Source organism: Janibacter alkaliphilus, assembly GCF_013408565.1.
Lineage (GTDB): Bacteria > Actinomycetota > Actinomycetes > Actinomycetales > Dermatophilaceae > Janibacter > Janibacter alkaliphilus.
On sequence record NZ_JACBZX010000001.1, the window covers coordinates 2,834,934 to 2,852,053 of the forward strand.

The 17,120-nt window shown below is 74.7% G+C and carries 10 protein-coding genes; 3 read left to right on the forward strand and 7 right to left on the reverse strand.

Features of this window, described 5'->3' with window-relative positions:
- Positions 1 to 12: 12 nt before the first annotated feature.
- The 4 genes from BJY28_RS13515 to BJY28_RS13530 are packed head-to-tail and all read right to left on the reverse strand — an operon-like array spanning position 13 to position 8,291.
- Positions 13 to 1,767, reverse strand: coding sequence for an MmpA family trehalose lipid delivery protein (locus BJY28_RS13515; RefSeq protein ID WP_179463466.1), 1,755 nt, complete (start codon positions 1,765 to 1,767; stop codon positions 13 to 15).
- Positions 1,764 to 2,951 carry a glycosyltransferase family 4 protein gene (locus BJY28_RS13520; RefSeq protein WP_343037118.1) on the reverse strand — a complete coding sequence of 396 codons (1,188 nt, stop codon included), beginning with the start codon at positions 2,949 to 2,951 and terminating at the stop codon, positions 1,764 to 1,766. Before BJY28_RS13520 ends, BJY28_RS13515 begins: the two co-directional genes overlap by 4 nt.
- Positions 2,948 to 3,784, reverse strand: a complete 837-nt coding sequence (locus BJY28_RS13525; protein ID WP_179463467.1) for a glycosyltransferase family 2 protein — start codon at positions 3,782 to 3,784, stop codon at positions 2,948 to 2,950. Before BJY28_RS13525 ends, BJY28_RS13520 begins: the two co-directional genes overlap by 4 nt.
- Entirely contained in the window at positions 3,771 to 8,291 is a 4,521-nt protein-coding gene (locus tag BJY28_RS13530) for an alpha-(1->3)-arabinofuranosyltransferase domain-containing protein (RefSeq protein WP_179463468.1), read from the reverse strand. Before BJY28_RS13530 ends, BJY28_RS13525 begins: the two co-directional genes overlap by 14 nt.
- Positions 8,292 to 8,387: 96 nt before the next feature.
- Between BJY28_RS13530 and BJY28_RS13535 the strand changes: the two genes are divergently transcribed.
- A complete protein-coding gene (locus BJY28_RS13535; RefSeq protein ID WP_179463469.1) occupies positions 8,388 to 9,695 on the forward strand; it encodes a lipopolysaccharide biosynthesis protein in 1,308 nt (435 codons plus the stop codon).
- Between the two features lie 44 nt (positions 9,696 to 9,739).
- Here BJY28_RS13535 and BJY28_RS13540 read toward each other — a convergent pair whose 3' ends face one another.
- Together BJY28_RS13540 and BJY28_RS13545 are read right to left on the reverse strand one after the other, a co-directional pair.
- Positions 9,740 to 10,591 carry a class I SAM-dependent methyltransferase gene (locus tag BJY28_RS13540; RefSeq protein WP_179463470.1) on the reverse strand — a complete coding sequence of 284 codons (852 nt, stop codon included), beginning with the start codon at positions 10,589 to 10,591 and terminating at the stop codon, positions 9,740 to 9,742.
- Complete coding sequence (locus BJY28_RS13545; protein WP_179463471.1) at positions 10,591 to 11,322, reverse strand: hypothetical protein; 732 nt, start codon at positions 11,320 to 11,322, stop codon at positions 10,591 to 10,593. Before BJY28_RS13545 ends, BJY28_RS13540 begins: the two co-directional genes overlap by 1 nt.
- A 64-nt stretch (positions 11,323 to 11,386) precedes the next feature.
- Between BJY28_RS13545 and BJY28_RS13550 the strand changes: the two genes are divergently transcribed.
- Both BJY28_RS13550 and BJY28_RS13555 read left to right on the forward strand, forming a co-directional pair.
- Complete coding sequence (locus tag BJY28_RS13550) at positions 11,387 to 13,345, forward strand: acyltransferase family protein (protein ID WP_179463472.1); 1,959 nt, start codon at positions 11,387 to 11,389, stop codon at positions 13,343 to 13,345.
- Positions 13,346 to 13,362: 17 nt separating this feature from the next.
- Positions 13,363 to 14,388: a nucleotidyltransferase family protein gene (locus BJY28_RS13555; protein ID WP_343037175.1), complete on the forward strand. Its 1,026-nt coding sequence runs from the start codon at positions 13,363 to 13,365 to the stop codon at positions 14,386 to 14,388.
- A 30-nt stretch (positions 14,389 to 14,418) separates the two neighbouring features.
- On the opposite strand, the gene polA is transcribed toward BJY28_RS13555, so the two are convergent.
- Complete coding sequence (polA, locus tag BJY28_RS13560) at positions 14,419 to 17,100, reverse strand: DNA polymerase I (protein WP_179463474.1); 2,682 nt, start codon at positions 17,098 to 17,100, stop codon at positions 14,419 to 14,421.
- Positions 17,101 to 17,120 lie beyond the last annotated feature (20 nt).

A 17,120-nucleotide genomic window follows, 5' to 3' on the forward strand; every position in this document is an offset into this window, starting at 1 on the left:
GTAACTCGTCAGTCACAAACCGGCGACAGGTTGACCGTGATCCGGCTCGCGTCGTCCGCGCCCGGGGCCGGACCGGTGTGCGCGCCACGCCCGGGACAGCCCGGTCCCGGCGAGCAGGATCCACGTGCCCCCGGTGACGAGCAGGCCCAGCGCCCGGGTGGTCGACGGGCCCGGCTCGCTGGTGGTCGGGGCGCCCAGGTCGTGGACCCGCAGCGAGCCGTCGACGACCACCGGGTCGCCGAGGTCCGCCGGCACCGACGACTCGGGGTCGGGCTGGTCGGTCTGGACCACCACCCAGCGCACCCCGGCGCGCTCCAGCGCTGCGCGCACGTCCCCGCCACCGGCCACGGCGCGGGCGACCGCCGACGCGGCCGGGTCCTCCCCAGCCACCTCGCCGTCGCGCAGGACCAGCCGGTCGTCGGTGAGCACGTCGCCGTCGACGAGCCGGTCCCAGGGGTCGAGCACCACCCGGTCCTCGTTCCAGGAGGAGCGGCGGTAGGTGGACCAGGGCAGCACCGCGACCCGGTCCGCACCGCTGACCTGCTCGGCCACCCGCAGGTGGGCCGCCGGGTAGTCGACGCTCCCCCACGCGCCCGCGTGCCCCCACGCCAGCAGCGGCAGCGTGGCCACCGGCCAGGCGGCCGCGGCCAGCAGCCACGGGCCGGCACGGGCGGCGGCGGCACGGTCCACCACCGCGACCAGCGCGCAGACCACGAGCAGCACCCACAGCGCGGCGAGCTTCTGCCCGTCGCGCAGCAGCCCCCCGCCGGGCACCTCGGTGACCAGCGTGGTGACCACCGCGGCGCCGCCGGGCAGCGAGGCCGCGGCGGCGAGCAGCAGCCCGACCGCCCCGGCGAGGCTCGCTCCGACGGTCAGCGGGTCGCGCCACCAGTCGCGTCGGCAGAGGGCGAGCCCGAGCACGAGCAGCGTGGCCAGCAGCGCCAGCCCGGAGGCCACCAGCGAGGTGCGCTCGTCGAACCAGGTCATGTCGTTCCACAGCCCCCCGCCGAGCAGCAGCGAGCCGAGCACGCCGAAGGGGGTGTCCGCGGCGGCCGCGAAGGCGGTCACCCCCTCGGGATCGGCGGCCCGGGAGCCCGCGGTGAGGAAGGGCCACCACCACACCGCGCCGGTGGCTGCGGCGACCCCCACGACCAGGGCGAGGTCCGCGGCCCGACGATGCGCCGTCAGCCGCGGCCCGACCGGCACGAGCAGCACCAGCGCGGCCAGCAGGGCGGCGAGCACGGTCCCGGTGGCACCACCGAGCGAGGCCAGCGCCAGGGTCGCCGCCAGCGGCCACCGGGCGACCTCCCCGCGCCGTAGCCGCGCGGCCGCGACCAGCACCCAGGGCAGCAGCGCGTACCCCATGAGGTAGCCCCAGTGGCCGATCCCGAGGCGCTCGCCCACCCACGGGTTCCAGGTCCACAGCACGGCGCCGGCCAGCGCGCCCCAGCGCGTCGCCGCCAGGCGGCCGGCCCCTGCGGCGCCGACGACGAGGCTGCCCAGCAGCAGCACCTTCTGCACCACCCATCCGGGCAGCGCGAGCGACATCAGGGCGACGAGCAGGTCGTTGGGCACCGCCCGCGGCACTCCTCCGTCGGTGCCCAGGGTGCCCGCGTCCAGCGCCAGGTCCGGGACGTGCACGAGGTCGTAGTGCAGCGTGTAGCCGGGCGCCAGGGCCGGCCCGAGGATGACCGCTCCCAGGAGCAGCCCGGTGAGCGCCCCGACCCCGGTGGGTCCGGGGCGTGCGATCCGCCGGGTCGCGGTCACCGCCCCGGTCCGGAGGCGTGCCGCCGCTCGATGTCGGCGAAGGCCCGGCCCATCGCGGCGCTCTGCCCGAGCAGGTCGTGCTCGGCGAGCATCCGGGCACGGTTGGCGGCGCCCACCTCGGCGCGGCGGGCGTCGTCCTCGAGGAAGCCGGCCAGCCCGTCGGCCAGGGCCTCGGCGGAGTCCTCGAGCAGCAGGTTCGGCGGGTGCACGGCCTCGTCGTTGGTGCCGCACGCGGTGGTTACCACCGGCAGCCCGCTGGCCTGCGCCTCGAGGTAGGCCAGGCCGAGCTGCTCGGTCCACTTCCACGTGGGGCGGGGCGCCGTGGTGAAGACCGCGGCCCGGCGCAGCAGGTCGGCCACGCCCGGCGTGTCCAGCGACCCGACGAGCTCGACCCCGCTCCGCGGGTCCGCCGCCGCGCGCTCGACCAGCGGCCGCAGCGGGCCACGTCCGGCGACGACCAGCCGGGCGTCGGGGACCCGGCGGCGCACCAGCGGCATCGCCTCGAGCACCCGGTCGATGCCCTTGTTCTCGGCGAGCGGGGAGACGAAGGCGATGACCGGCTCGGTCGCCGAGGCGTCGGCCGGGTGGAAGAGCGTGGTGTCGACCCCGGGGCGCACCACCCGGATGAGCTCGTCGTCGAAGCCGTTGGCCAGCAGGTGGTCCCGGGCCGCGTCGACCATGCACAGCAGCAGGTCGGCGTCGCGGCAGGAGTCGACGGCCTGGCGGTAGGGCGGCAGCCGGTAGAGCGGCTGGTCGGGCAGGTTCTCCCAGGTGATCACCGCCTGCAGCGGGCCGGTGCCCCGGCGGCCCGGGCTGCTGGCGGGTGCGTCGCGGCGCGCCGCGCGGCGCCAGCGGGAGGCCTGGCCGGTCACCAGCGAGCACAGCTCGAGCGAGGTGACCCAGTCGTAGCGGGCCGGGTCCTGCTCCCCCAGCCCGCGCACCCAGGCCAGCGCCCCGGCCTCGACGAACCGCTTCACCGGGCGGCGGTAGGTGCTCGGCACCCAGGTGATGTCGCCGGCCGGCTCCTGCTGGGCCAGCGCGGTGACCCGGGTCCGGGGCATCAACGACATCCAGTACAGCTCGCGACGGACCCGCTGGTCGGGCAGCGAGACCCAGAGCATCCGTCGGTCACGCTGCTCGGCCACGTCCGGCGGCGTCAGGCCGGCCGCCTCGTCGGCGCTCACCGCTGGGCCCGGTCGCGCCGTCCGCGCCGGGCGCCGAGGGCGTAGGCGCCGGCCTCCATGCCCCGCAGCAGCACCATCCCGGCCGCGTGCGCGGGGTCCCGCAGCAGCCGACGACGGTTCCGGGCGTAGGCCGAGAGCACCGCGCGCCCCTGCGCCGAGACGGCGCCGTCGTGAGCCTCGGCGAAGGCGGGGATGCTCCGTCCGTAGTAGAAGCGCTTGCGCATGACGTCGGCCACGGTCAGACGACCCTCGTCGTGGTCGACGAGCACCGGGGCCAGGGCGATCCCCAGGCCGTCCCGGCGCATCCGCATCCGCAGGTCGGCGTCCTCCGGGCCGGACATCTCCAGGTCGAAGCCGTCCTCGACGAGCAGCTCGCGCCGCACCAGCCGCGGGTTGTGCAGCCACGGGTCGTCGAGGTAGCACTCCCGCTCCAGCGCCCGGCAGGCGGTCCAGTACCCGTCGCCGATGGTCCGCTCCGGCAGCGCGACCCCCGCGGCACCGGTCTCCGCGGCCGTGGCCAGCGCCCGCTCCACGGCCTCGGGCGGCAGCAGCATGTCACTGTCCAGCCAGAGCACCCACTCGGTGCGGGCCGCCGCGACCCCCAGGTTGCGCTGGGCCGAACGCTCCGGGCCGCCGACGATGACCTCGTCGGCGTGCTCCGCCGCGATCGTGGCGGTGGCGTCGGTGCTGTGGTTGTCGACGACCACGAGGGTCACCGGGACGCTCTGCGCGGTCACCGAGCGCAGGCAGGCATCGATCGTCCGTTCGTTGTTGCGGGTGGGCACGACGACGGTGACCCGCGCCGAGGTGCTGCCGCGATCAGGCGTGGGCATCGTTCTCCTCCGCATCGTTCGTCTCACGGTCGGGCGGGGTGCGCTCGTCGCCACGGCGCGCGCCGGGCCGGCGCACCGGCCGCAGGAAGGCACCGAGCACGGCCATCGTCAGCCCGGCACCGGCGACGTGGTGCGGCACCAGGGCCTCTGCCACGGTGCTCGCGCTGATCTCGCCGAGCGTCCCCGCGGCCTGGGCCTGCAGCACGAAGAGGATCGCGGAGACAAGCACCAGGGCGGAGCCGACCGCCACGAGCAGCCGTGGCCGCGGTCCGACGCGGCGCAGCAGCAGCACGGCCAGCAGCGCGCCGAGGCCCGCGCCGATCCCGCCGATCAGCAGGGCACCGAGGGCCAGGGCTGCCTCGAGCAGCAGCCGCGACCTGCCGCTGGCCCGGAACAGCCGCTCGCCCAACGGTGCTCGCGGCGTCCGCGGGGCGACGTGGCTGCCGGGGGCGTGCTCATCGGTCTCCGCGGCATCCGGCAGCCCGCTCACCGCCGGCGCACCGGCATCGGTGACTGGCGCGCTGGATCCCGACGACGCGGGGGGCTCGCCAGCAGCGGTGCCGACCGCAGAGGTCTCGGCAGGAGCGCTCTCAGCAGGAGCGCTCTCGGCAGGAGTGGTCGCGACGGCGGTCGCACCGGCGGTCGCACCGGACCGTCGGCCGCTGGTGCCGCGGCCGCTCGTCCCGGCACCGGGCCGGGGGTCGGGCTCGCCCGGCTCCGCCGGTCCGCTCTGGTGCTCGTCGCCCCAGGCCCCCTCGCGCTCGCTGGCGACCTCCTCGCGCCGACGCCGCGCCAGCGGTGCCGCGAAGAGGATCCCGGCGACCAGCAGGCTGCCGCCCGAGGCCACCAGCGCCACGGTGGCCGGCCGCTGCGGACCGAAGCGGATGTCGATGGTCTGGCCCTGCGTGCTCTCCACCAGCCAGCCGGTGGCGTAGCCGTTGACGACGATCGGCTCCCCGAGGTCGGTGCCGTCCTCCAGGGTGGCGGTCCAGCGCGGGTCGTAGCCCTGGCCGATGGACAGCACGTACGGGGTGCGTGAGGGGCCGACCTCGACGCTGAGGGACGAGCCACCGCCCTGCTCGGTGCCGACGACCGGCGGCGGGGTGGGCTCGGTGGGCTCGCGACCCTGCACGTCGCGCATGGTGACGGTGTCCAGCTGCACCCCGTCCACCGGGCGCAGCTGGTGCTCGCCCCAGACCAGGGACTCCCGGCCGCAGCCGACCCACCTGGTCGCCGGCCCGCGGGGTCCGGCGAGGTTCTCGGTGTCGCGGGGGCGCATCTGCACCGGCTCCCCGTCCAGGGTGGCCACGGTGATGCAGGTCTGCTCCTCGCCGGTGGCGGCGATGGTGGCCCCGGTGTCGATGTCGCTCACCCGGGGCGGACGCTGACCCTGCGCGTCGTCGACCTCGTCGACGACGACCCGCACGGTGCGACCGGTGGTGCCCTCGGGGACGGTGACGGTGGCGCTCCCTTCGCCGACCTCGCCGGTGGCCACCTCCTCGCCGTCGACGAGGACGCGCACCCCGGTGATCCAGGCGGTGTCTCCCTCGTCCTCCGGGTCGGCCACCTGACGGACGGTCACGTCGTCGATGGTGCGCTGCGGGCCGCGGATCTGCCACCAGGCCTCCGCCAGCGGCCCGCCCGGCACCCAGGCGGTGCGTGCCGAGCCGTCCGAGGCCTGCGAGGCGCGTCGCTCCACGGAGTCGAAGTAGGCCCCGGACGAGCGCGCCTGATAGGTCGTGTCCAGCCCGAGGACCTCGTCCATCAGCGGCTCGGCGTCGTCGGCCATCCGGGCGGTGGCCGTCAGCGAGACCTCGCGGTCGTCGGGCACGCTGAAGGCGCGGCGCAGGCCCTGCTCGGTGTCGTCGTCGAGGCTGTCGGTGTTCTGCACCCGGGTGAGCGAGACGTCCAACGGGGTCCGGGCGAAGCGCTCCCGCTGCTCGGGGTCGAGGTCGGCGTAGAGGGTGTCCAGGGTCCGGGGGGTGCGGGTCACCCGCTCGGCGACCAGCGGCTCGGGCAGGCCCAGGTCGATCTCGGAGACCCCGACGAGGCTGAAGCCGGTGCCGCGCTGGCCGGCGACCTCGAGCCGCAGCTCGTCGGTCTCCACCCCGTCCAGGTCGACCCGCACGATCCCGTCCTCGTCGGCGGTGACCCGCTCCCGCCGCTCGCCGGCGCTGACCACCAGCGCGTCGATCGCGGTGTCGCCGAGGGCGGTGGTGCGGATGGTCACCTCGCCGAGCTCGGTCGGCTCCGGCAGGGTGAGGTCGAGCCGCTCGCCGGTGGCCCCCTGGAAGTCGCCGAAGAGCCACGCGGTCGACCGGTCCCCGTCGATGGCGTTCTCGGCGACGCCCGACGGCACGTCGAAGAAGGTGCCCCCCTCGTCGGTGGCCTGCACCTCGACGCCGTCGCGCACCAGCACGCTCTGGTCGTCCGGGTCGTCGCCGAGGGCGCGGGTCAGACCGGGGTCCTCGTCGGGCGCCAGCACCGCCGAGTGGCCGGCGGTCAGCCGGTTGGCGATGACCGAGCGGCGCTGGTTGGTGTCGGTGACGACGAGCCGGCCGTCCTCGCCGAGCATGCTGCTCAGCTCGTCGGCGCCGAGGTCCGCGGCGTACCGCAGCGTGGGGTCCCCGGCGAGCAGGTCCTCACGGGCCAGCGCCGGGACGGACCAGGCGTCGCCGGCGACGACGATGCTGCCGGCGACCGGCGCCGCCCGCACCACGCCCGGCGCGGAGCGGACCCCGTAGAGCTGCAGCGGCGGCAGCAGCGACTCCTCCACGCTCACCGGCGGGTTGGCCACGGTGAAGGTGTTCTCCCCCGGCTCGCCGAAGTTCACCAGGCCGCGCAGGCCGGGGTCGCTGCTCAGCGCCGTCGAGGTGGTGCCCGGGCGGGCCCCGCCGTCGCCCTCCCAGGCCACGTCGTGGCGCAGCAGGATCTGGTCGGCGCCGAGGTAGCGCGCGTACGGCGAGACGTGGTGGCTGCCACCGTTGCCGGACTGCAGGGTGTCGTCGAGCGCGGCCAGGTAGTTCGCGCCGTGGGCCGAGGTGTTGGGCGTGGTCTCCGGGATCACCGCGTCCCGGCTGAAGAGCGAGCTGGGCAGGTCGTCCGGCCGCTCCTCGCTCCACCGGTACTGCGGGCGGGTCTGCCCGGGCAGCAGCAGCACCCGACCGTCCTCGGCCCCCTCGTCGACGGCGTCGGCGGCCTGGCGCCAGTAGCCCGGCACGTCCAGCGGCGAGGTGTAGAGGTTGCCGGTGATCGCCGGGGCGACCAGCGCGAAGAGGGTGGCCATGGCGAGCCCGCCGACGGCCGGCCCTGCGCCCGGCCGGGACATGACCCGGGGCAGCGTCCGAGCCAGGCCCACCCCGAGGACCAGGGCGAAGGCGAGGGCCAGGCCGGCACCGATCTTGTTCGTCGTGCGGAAGGCCTCCATCGCCGGCACGTGCTCGAGGACCCAGCCGAGCAGCAGGGCGAACCCGCTGCTGCCGCGTCCGTCGGGGTAGAGCCCGACCATGACCACCGCGGCCAGGGCAGCGGTGCCGGCGCTGAGCCGGGCCAGCCGGGCCGGGACGACCCGCAGCGAGAGCAGCGCGGCCGCCGGCCAGAGCATGGTCAGCAGGATGACCAGGGGGCTGGTCAGGTAGATGGCGAACTCGGGGATCCACGGCCCGGTCTCGTCCGAGCCGTAGTAGCTCCACAGGCCCAGGCCGCGCAGCACCTCGACGAAGGAGCTGGTCCGGTTGATCCCCTCGGGCGTCTCCGAGGCGTCGACGATCTGGGTGCCGGTCGCGGTGGCGGCGATGCTCGGCACCAGCCAGTAGAGGGAGACAGCCACGACGAAGAGGGCGCACCGGGCGAGCGCCCCGGCGACCTCCCGCCACCGCAGCCCCTGCTCGGTGCGCACGTACAGCGCCAGCGGGATGACCAGGAGCAGCTGCAGCACCGGCACCACGCCGACGTTCATCCCGCTCATCGCGAAGAAGACCAGCCCGGTGGCGGCCGGCCAGGTCCAGCCGCGCGGGTCGCGCAGCGCCTTCGTGATGGTGATCAGCAGCCACGGCAGCAGCGCCATCGGCAGGGCGATCGCCAGCGTGCTGCCGGCGGCCACCGCGTAGGGGTTGGCGATGTAGGCCACGCCGGCGATGAGGGCCGCCCAGCGCCCGGCCCGCGGGACCAGGGTGCGCAGCAGCCGGGCGGTCCCCCAGGCGGCCAGCGCCCAGAGCAGCAGGTGGTAGATCTTGAAGGCCATCTCGGCGTCCAGGCCGATCCCGCGCAGCAGCGCGGTGACCGCGAGCACCGGTACCAGGCCGACGTTGAGGTTGGGCGAGCCCAGGTAGGGCGAGCTGCTCCAGGCGGAGAGGTAGCGGGGCAGCATCTCGCCCGGCGCGAGGTAGACCTCGGGCTTGATGTCGGTCTGGAAGACGCCCCAGCTGTTGCCGACGACGATGAGGGTCAGCAGGGTGAGGAGTCCGGCGGTGACCAGGCGGTAGGGCGTGATCTGCCTACGACGCACGCCCTCTCCCTCCGTCGCGACCGGCCGTGGGACGTGCGCTGGCACGTCGAGCGCCGATCCTAACCGACCCCGGGCCCGCCACTACCGAGGCGTAACATGACGATCGCCACCCCGTCGGCCTGCCCGAAGGACCCCATGCCGCTCTCGCCCCGTCGCGCGCTGCCCGCCGCTGCGGCCGTGCTCGGGATCAGCATGGGTCTGGCCAACCTGCTCAGCTACGTCTTCGTCGTCTTCGTCTCCTCGGCGCTGGGCCCGGCCGACTTCGGCGGCTTCTCCGCGCTGAACACCTACGGGGTGCTGCTGGCCATGCCGGCCGGCGCCTTCCAGGTGGTCGTCGCCGCCCGGCAGACCGACGCCGCCCGGGCCGCCGGGCGGGCCCTCACCGGGGTGCGCAGCGCCCTGCTCGTCGGCAGCGGCCTGGCGGTGGTGACCATCGCGCTCGCCCCGGTGCTGCGCGACGTGCTGCGGCTGGACTCGGCCTGGTCGGTGGTCTGGCTGGCGCTCATGGTGCCCCCGATGACCGTCACCGGTGCGCTGCAGGGCGTGCTGCTGGGCCGGGAGCGCTACGGCCGGCTCTCCGGGATCTACCTGGTGACCGGCGGCACCCGGCTGGTGGCGGCGGTGCTGGCGGTGGTGGCCGGGCTGAGCGTGGCGCAGATCTTCGCCGCCACCTTCGTCGCCTCGGTGGTCTCGGTGCTGGCGGCCCTGGGGGTCACCCGCGGGCTGCTGGGGCAGGGACCGCGGGCCGAGCACCCGGCGGAGCTGCTGACCGGGCTGGTGAAGAGCAACGTGGCGCTGGCCGGGCTGACCGCGCTCTCCAGCCTCGACGTCGTGCTCGCCCGCGCCCGCCTCGACGACCACGACAGCGGCGCCTACGCGCTGGCGGCCCTCTTCGGGCGGGTGGTCTTCTGGGGCACCCAGTTCCTCGCGCTGACCATCGTGCCGACCCTCGCCGACCGCCGCCGCGCCACCGTGGTCCGCTCGACCCTGCACCGGGCCGCGCTGACCGTGGTGGTGCTCGGCGGGCTGGTGGCGCTGGTCTGCGCGCTCGTGCCCGGCCTGCTGGTGCGCCTGACCGGCGGGTCGGCCTTCGCCGACGCCGAGCCGCTGCTCGTCTGGTGCGCGCTGTGCGGGACGCTGTGGGCGGTGGTGCAGGTCTGGCTCTTCGCGGAGATGAGCCGTGGCGGGCACGTGCTCACCGTCGTGGTCTGGGTCGCGGCCGGCGTGCAGGCGCTGCTCGTGCTCACCTGGCTGGGAGACTCCCCCTACGAGGTGGTGGCCGCGGTCGGCGGCACCGCCGGTGTGGTGGCGCTGATCGGGCTCATGCTCGTCCCGGCCAAGGAGCCGGCCCCCTCGCCCGGGTCGGCCGAGACGATGGAGGCCCTCGACCTCACCCACGACTGACCACCGACGGCGTCACCCACGACGGACGACGTCGGTCGTGGCCCTCAGGACCGGTCGGAGGCCTCGATCGAGCTGGCCTCCTTGGAGGGGTAGAGCCGCTTCGCCAGCGGCACCAGCCCCGGGAAGCGGTGGATCGCGGTCCAGGCGGCCTTCTGGCCGGGGCCGAGCACCGTGCGGTAGCCGAGCCGGCGCCAGCGCACGTCCCAGGGCTCCTCGCTGCCGCGGGCGGTGGCCGCGTCCCGGCGGAAGCTCAGCGCGTGCAGCCCGTTCGCCCAGCGCGGGTCGTCGTTGGTGCGGGCGTCCCAGCGCCGCTCCACCCGCCACTGCGGGTGCCGGGCGATGTAGGCGTCGTGGGCGTCGGTGACCATCGGGTAGGTGGCGTCGTCGACGAGGACCACGGCCTCGTCCGCCAGCCACGGCTCGATGATGCCGAGCGCGAGGTAGTGCGAGGTGGCGGTGTGCTCGCCGTCGTAGAAGTAGACCCCCACCGGCCGGTCGAGCAGCCCGGGGCGTCGCAGCAACGAGAAGCAGTTGCCCTCGATGAGCCGGACGTCGGCGTGCGCCGCGTGCGTGGCGAGGTTGTGCTCCAGCTCGGCCCGGGCCTCCTGGCCCTGCATCCCGAACTCGAGGTAGTTCTCCAGCACGTAGAAGGTGCGGTCCGGCACCGAGCGGACCGCGCCGCAGATCGAGCGCCCCTTGTAGCTGCCGACCTCGAGGTAGCACTCGTCCTCGGGCAGCGCCCGGGCGGCGGCGTTGAGCACCGCCAGCTCGTTCGCCGAGGTGTAGCCGTTGACCGTCCGGGTCAGCTCGGCGAAGGCGGGGTCGCTCGGGTCGCTCACCTGCGGGTCACCGTCGAAGGACGCCTCGACCTCCTCGAGGAAGCGCTCCAGCTGCATCAGCGGCGGTCCAGGTCCCAGTCGTCGTCAGCGTCCGCGTCGCGGCGCAGGTCGATGTCGTCGCGACGACGCCGCGGCTCCCGGTCACGGCCGCGTGCGGGGCGCTCCCGGCCCTGGTCCCGGCGCCGGGCCAGGTCGTCCTCGGTGGTCTCGTCGTCCACGGCGACCGCGCGGCGGGATCCCCCGCGGCGGCGGTCGGCGTCCTCGTCGGTCAGGTCCCGCTCGTCGCGGCGGCGCTCGTCGTGCCCGCGGTCGCCGCGGCCACGCTCCCGGCCACCTCGAGCACCGGCCCCTCGGTGGTCGCGGTGGTCGCGCTCGCGCCGACGGTCCCGGTCGTCGACGTCGTCCTCGTCGTCGAACCGGTCGTCGTCGTAGCGGTCGTCCTCGTCGTCCAGGTCGCGACGGGTACGGCCCCCGGTCTCATCGCCGCGGGTGACCCCGAAGAGGGCGAAGCCGAGGACGATGATCAGCGCACCGGCGGCCAGGCTGATGTACGCCCGCATCCGGTTCAGCGACTCGGCGGGGTCGCAGACGTTCGCGGCGCCCCCTTCGTCGTTCGGTCGGAAGGCGGAGCCGCACGTGAAGATGCCCCCGCCGGACTGGGTGAGGTAGACCGGGGCGAGGTAGAAGTACACGGCCAGCAGCAGCAGCGGCGCGCCTGCCATGATCGCGACCTTGGTCCCGGTGCGCAGGGTCGTGACCGAGCGGGTCTCGTGCGTCGACTCAGACATGGCGGTCATCCTACTCACGAGTCATTTCGCGTCCGCAGCGAACGGGTCGGTTATGGTCCGGATCATGTCGACGGCCCTCTCTCCCATCGGCCGTCGACCCCCGGGACTGACCTACCGGCCGGCGATCGACGGGGTGCGCGCCGTCGCGGTGATCGCCGTGGTGGTCTACCACCTGCTGCCGCAGGCCGCCCCCGGCGGCTGGTTCGGGGTGGACGTCTTCTTCGTCGTCTCCGGCTTCCTCATCACCTCGCTGCTGCTCGCCCAGCACCGTCGCGGCCACGGCCGGGTGAGCCTCCCCGCCTTCTGGGCGGCCCGGGCGCGGCGGCTCATCCCGGCGCTGCTGCCGGTGCTGGCGGCGGTGCTGCTGGCCGCGACCGTGCTCACCCCCGCGGGCCGTCGGGACGCGGTGGCCGGAGACGTGCTGGCCACCCTGGGCTACGTCGCCAACTGGCGCTTCATCCTCGGGGACGAGGCCTACTTCGGGCAGATCTCGGCCCCCTCGCCGCTGCGGCACGCCTGGTCGCTGGCGGTCGAGGAGCAGTTCTACATCGTCTACCCGCTGCTGCTGCTGGCGCTGCTCGCGCTCGCCCGACGGCGCAGCACCGTGATCGCCGTGCTCACCGGGCTGGCCGCCGTCTCGGCGCTGCTCATGGTGAGCCTGCACCAGCCGGGGGTCGATCCCAGCCGGGTCTACTACGGCACCGACACCCGCGCCCACCAGCTGCTCGTCGGCGCCGTGCTCGCGGCGGTGCTCTCGCCCGGCCCCGGCGAGGTCTCGCGCGACCTCGCCCGGTCCGTCGACCGGTGGTGCCGACGGCTGGCGCTGCCGGCCGGCCTGGTGGTGCTGTCGGCGATGTGGTGGGCCGGCCGGGCGCAGGAGGTGCTGCTCGAGGGAGCCCTGGTGCCGCTGTCGGTGCTCGTGGCGGTCGTCGTCGTGGCCGCCAGCAGCCCCCGCGCCAGCCTGGTGCAGCGGGTCCTTTCCGTCGAGCCGCTGCGGCGGGTCGGGCTCATCTCCTACGGCCTCTACCTCTGGCACTGGCCGCTGGTCGTCTACCTCAACAGCGACGTGCTGCCGCTGCCCGAGCTCGCCCGGGCCGGGGTGCAGCTCATCCTCGCGCTCGTCCTCGCGGTGCTGTCGTACCTGCTCCTCGAGCGGCCGGTGCGGCGCCACGGGGTGCGGGCGCTGGTCCCCCGGGTGCCGCGGGCCGGGCTGGTCGTCGCCTGGGCCGCGGTACCGGCGCTGGTCGTCGGGGCGCTGGTCATGCCGACCGCAGCCCGGGCGATCTCCCCGGCACCGCTGACCGCCGACGGTGAGCTCACGGTCCCGGAGCGGCCCTACACCCCCGGGGAGAGCATCACCACGGTGATGCTCATCGGCAACTCGGTCCCCGGCAGCCTGTACGACACCTTCCCGCAGAGCGCGCACCCCGACCTGCGCCTGGTGGACGAGAGCAACCCGGGCTGCGACAGCCTCGGTGTGCCGAAGTACGTCGACGGGGGCGTCGCCCCCGAGCTGGAGGGCTGCGAGGCGTGGCGGGAGAGCTGGCCCGGAGACGTCGAGGAGAGCTCGGCCGACGTGGTGCTCTACTTCGTGCCGCAGAGCTGGGTCACCGACCGCTACCCCGACGGTCAGGTGGCCGCGGCCGGCACACCGGTCTGGTCGCGGCTCATCGAGGACGCGCTCGACGAGGCCGACGCGGCGGCCGGCAGCAGCCGCCTGGCACTGGTCAACCTCGCCTGCCACGACGTCCCGGACATCGGCGGCGAGGAGAGCGACCGGGTCAACGACATCGAGCACGTGCGCCTGGTCAACGACACCGTCGCGGACTGGGCGGAGCGCCGGGACGTGCCGGTGATCGACCAGTACGGGCTGCTCTGTCCCGGCGACGAGGTCAAGGACATCATCAACGGGACACCGCTCTACGAGGACAGCCTGCACTTCACCGACACCTCCGGACCGATCGTCTGGGGCTGGCTGGCGCCACAGGTGCAGCAGGTGGCGCGCGGCGAGGAGCTGTCCTGAGCGGCCTGCAGGCGGTGGTGCTCGCCGGCGGTCGCGGCAGCCGGATGCGTCCGCTGACCGACGACTGCCCCAAGCCGCTGCTCCCCGTGGGCGACCGCTCGCTGCTGCAGCGCCAGCTGAACGACCTCGCCGCGCTCGGCGCGACCCGGGTCGTCGTCGCCGCCGGGTACCGCGCCGCGGACCTCCACTCCGCCTTCCCCGATCACCGCTCCCCCGCTGGCGGGCCGGACGGTGCGCCGAGCCGCCCCGAGGTGCGGGTGGTGCGCGAGGCACGCCCGCTGGGAACCGGCGGCGGCCTGCGCGAGGCCCTGACCGAGGTGCGCGACGCCGACGCCGTGCTGGTGCTCAACGGTGACCTGCTCACCGGGCACGACCTGGCCGCGCAGGTGCGCGCGCTGCAGGAGGCCGACGACGAGGTGCTCGCGGTGGTGCACGTCCGCGAGGTGGCCGACGCGCGTCCCTACGGCAGCGTCGTGCTGGGCCCCGACGACCGGGTCACCGCCTTCGTGGAGAAGTCGGACACCCCGCCGGCCCGGACGATCAACGCCGGCACCTACGTGGTGCGACCCGCGCTGCGCGAGCGGATCCCCGACGGTGCGGTCTCGCTGGAGCGGGAGGTCTTCCCCTCGCTGGCCGCCGAGGGTCGCCTGCACGGCCACCGGGAGGACGCGGACTTCCTCGACGTCGGCAACCCGGCCGCGCTGGTGAGGGCCAACCAGCAGGTGGTCCGGGCCGGTGGCGCCGAGGCGCTGGTGCTGCCCGGCGCGCAGGTCCACCCCGACGCGGTGCTCACCGGCGGCAGCGTCGTGCACCCCGGGGCCCGGGTCGGTGCGGGCGCCCGGCTCGACGGCGCGGTCGTGCTGCCGGAGGCGGTCATCGGCACAGGGTGCCTCGTCGCCCGGTCGGTGATCGGTCTGCAGGCCGAGCTGGGCGAGGACGCGTCGGTCATCGACGCGGCGCTGGGCACCGGGGTGCGGATCGCGCCGGGCGCGCAGGTGCGCGACGCGCTGCTCCCGGACCCGGTGGCGGCGCCGGGGCGCTGAGCGTCCGCGGTGCCCGTCCGCGTCGGGCGCTCAGTGCGCCGCGTCGTGCCAGGTGCGGCCCACCCCGACGGAGACGTCCAGGGGTACGTCCATCTCGACGGCCGAGCCCATCTGCTCGCGCAGGATCGCCTCGACCTGCTCGGCCTCGCCCGGTGCCACCTCGACGACGAGCTCGTCGTGCACCTGCAGCAGCACCCGGGAGCGCAGCCCGGCCTGCTCCAGCGCCGCGACCGAGCGCAGCATGGCCACCTTCATGATGTCCGCCGCCGACCCCTGGATAGGGGCGTTGAGCGCCATCCGCTCGGCCATCTGGCGCCGCTGCCGGTTCGAGCTGTCCAGGTCCGGCAGGTAGCGGCGCCGACCCATCATCGTCTCGGTGTAGCCCTGCTTCGCCGCCTCCTTGACGACCCCGTCGAGGTAGTCGCGCACCCCGCCGAAGCGCTCGAAGTACTCCTCCATGAGCGCGGTGGCCTCGGCGGTGCTGATCGTCAGCTGCTTGGACAGGCCGAAGGCGGACAGCCCGTAGGCCAGCCCGTAGGACATCGCCTTGACCTTGCTGCGCATCTCGCTGGTCACGCCCTCGGGCTCGACGCCGAAGACCCGTGCCCCGACGAAGCGGTGCAGGTCCTCGCCGGTGCGGAAGGCCTCGATGAGCCCCTCGTCGCCGGACAGGTGGGCCATCACCCGCATCTCGATCTGGCTGTAGTCGGCCGACATCAGCGACTCGTAGCCCTCGCCGACGACGAAGACCTCGCGGATCCGTCGGCCGGCCTCGGTGCGGATCGGGATGTTCTGCAGGTTGGGGTCGGTCGAGGAGAGGCGTCCGGTCGCCGCGATGGTCTGCTGGTAGGTGGTGTGGATCCGGCCGTCGTCGGCGACCGACTTGATCAGCCCCTCGACGGTGACCCGCAGCCGGGTGGCGTCGCGGTGGCGCAGCAACGCCTCGAGGAAGGGGTGCTCGGTCTTGGTGTAGAGGTCGGCGAGGGCGTCGGCGTCGGTGGTGTAGCCGGTCTTCGTCTTCCGGGTCTTGGGCAGCCCGAGCGTCTCGAAGAGGACGGTCTGCAGCTGCTTGGGCGAGCCGAGGTTGATCTGCTCGTCATCGATCGCCGCCCAGGCGTCCCGCTGGGCCTGCTCCACCCGGTCGGCGAAGCCGGCCTCCAGCTCGGTGAGCGCGTCGGTGTCCACGGCGATCCCGGCGGCCTCCATGTCGACGAGCACGTCCACCAGGGGCATCTCGACGTCGGTGAGCAGCGCCGTGCCACCCGTGCCCTCGACCTGCTCCAGCAGCACCGGCGCCAGCTCGGCGACGGCGGTGGCCCGGGTCATCGAGGCGCGGGCCGCCTCGTCGTCGTCCGCGGAGAAGTCGAGGGTGCCCTGGCTGCTGTCGTCCGGCGCCGCGTCGGCGGCGTGCAGGTCCCGGCCGAGGTGGCGGACGGTGAGGTCGCCGAGGTCGTAGCTGCGCTGGTCCGGGCGGACCAGGTAGGCGGCCAGCGCGGTGTCCACGGTCAGGCCCGCCAGCGGCAGCCCGGCCGCACGCAGCGCCAGCAGCGGCCCGTTGGCGTCGTGCATCGCCTTCGGCCGCTCCGGGTCGGCCAGCCAGGACCGCAGCGCGCTCTCGTCGTCGGCCGTGAGCGTCGCCGGGTGGACCCAGGCCCCGACACCGCTGTCGGTGGCCAGGCCGAGACCGGTGACGTCGCCCCTCCCGCGGCCCCAGGTGCCACTGACGTCCAGCCCGAGCCGCGCCCCGCCCGGGGCGTGCTCGGCGAGCCAGCCCGCGAGCTCACCCTCGCCGAGCACCTCGCCGGCGACCTCGACCCCACCGCTGACCTCGCCCTGCTCGGTGGCGAAGGTCTCGAAGAGCCGGTCCCGCAGCACCCGGAACTCCAGGCTGTCGAAGAGGGTGTGCACCTGCTCGCGGTCCCACTCCCGGCGCGCCAGGTCGTCCACCGAGACCGGCAGTGAGACGTCCCGGACGAGCTCGTTGAGCCGGCGGTTGCGCAGCACCTGGTCGAGGTGGTCGCGCAGGCTCTGCCCGGCCTTGCCGGTGACCTGGTCGACCGCGCCGACGAGCCCGGTGAGGTCGCCGTGCGCGGTGAGCCACTTGGCCGCCGTCTTCGGCCCGACCCCGGGCACGCCGGGCAGGTTGTCGCTGGACTCGCCGACGAGCGCGGCCAGGTCGCTGTAGCGCTCCGGCGGCACCCCGTACTTCTCCTCGACCGCCGCCGGGGTCATCCGGGCCAGGTCGGAGACCCCCTTGCGCGGGTAGAGCACGGTGGTGCTGGGGCCCACCAGCTGCAGGGTGTCCCGGTCGCCGGAGCAGACGAGGACCTCCATGTCCTGCTGCTGGCCCTGGGTGGCGAGGGTGGCGATGATGTCGTCGGCCTCGAAGCCGTCGACCTCCAGGTGGGTGATCCGCAGCGCGTCGAGCACCTCCTTCAGCAGCGGCACCTGACCGGCGAAGGCGTCCGGGGTGGCCGAGCGGCCCGCCTTGTACTCGGTGTACTCCTCGCTGCGGAAGGTCTGCCGGGAGACGTCGAAGGCCACCGCGAGGTGGGTGGGCTCCTCGTCCCGGAGCACGTTGATGAGCATCGCCACGAAGCCGTAGACCCCGTTGGTGTGCTGCCCCGTGCTCGTCGAGAAGTTCTCCGCGGGCAGCGCGAAGAACGCCCGGTACGCCAGGGAGTGCCCGTCCAGCAGCATCAGTCGACTCACGGGCCCGACCCTATCTGCGT

Bases quoted from the DNA above. Each gene is read 5' to 3' on its own strand.
- BJY28_RS13525 (WP_179463467.1), bottom strand. From the start codon at position 3,784: ATGCCCACGCCTGATCGCGGCAGCACCTCGGCGCGGGTCACCGTCGTC.
- BJY28_RS13535 (WP_179463469.1), top strand. From the start codon at position 8,388: ATGACGATCGCCACCCCGTCGGCCTGCCCGAAGGACCCCATGCCGCTC.
- BJY28_RS13540 (WP_179463470.1), bottom strand. From the start codon at position 10,591: ATGCAGCTGGAGCGCTTCCTCGAGGAGGTCGAGGCGTCCTTCGACGGT.
- BJY28_RS13545 (WP_179463471.1), bottom strand. From the start codon at position 11,322: ATGTCTGAGTCGACGCACGAGACCCGCTCGGTCACGACCCTGCGCACC.
- BJY28_RS13550 (WP_179463472.1), top strand. From the start codon at position 11,387: ATGTCGACGGCCCTCTCTCCCATCGGCCGTCGACCCCCGGGACTGACC.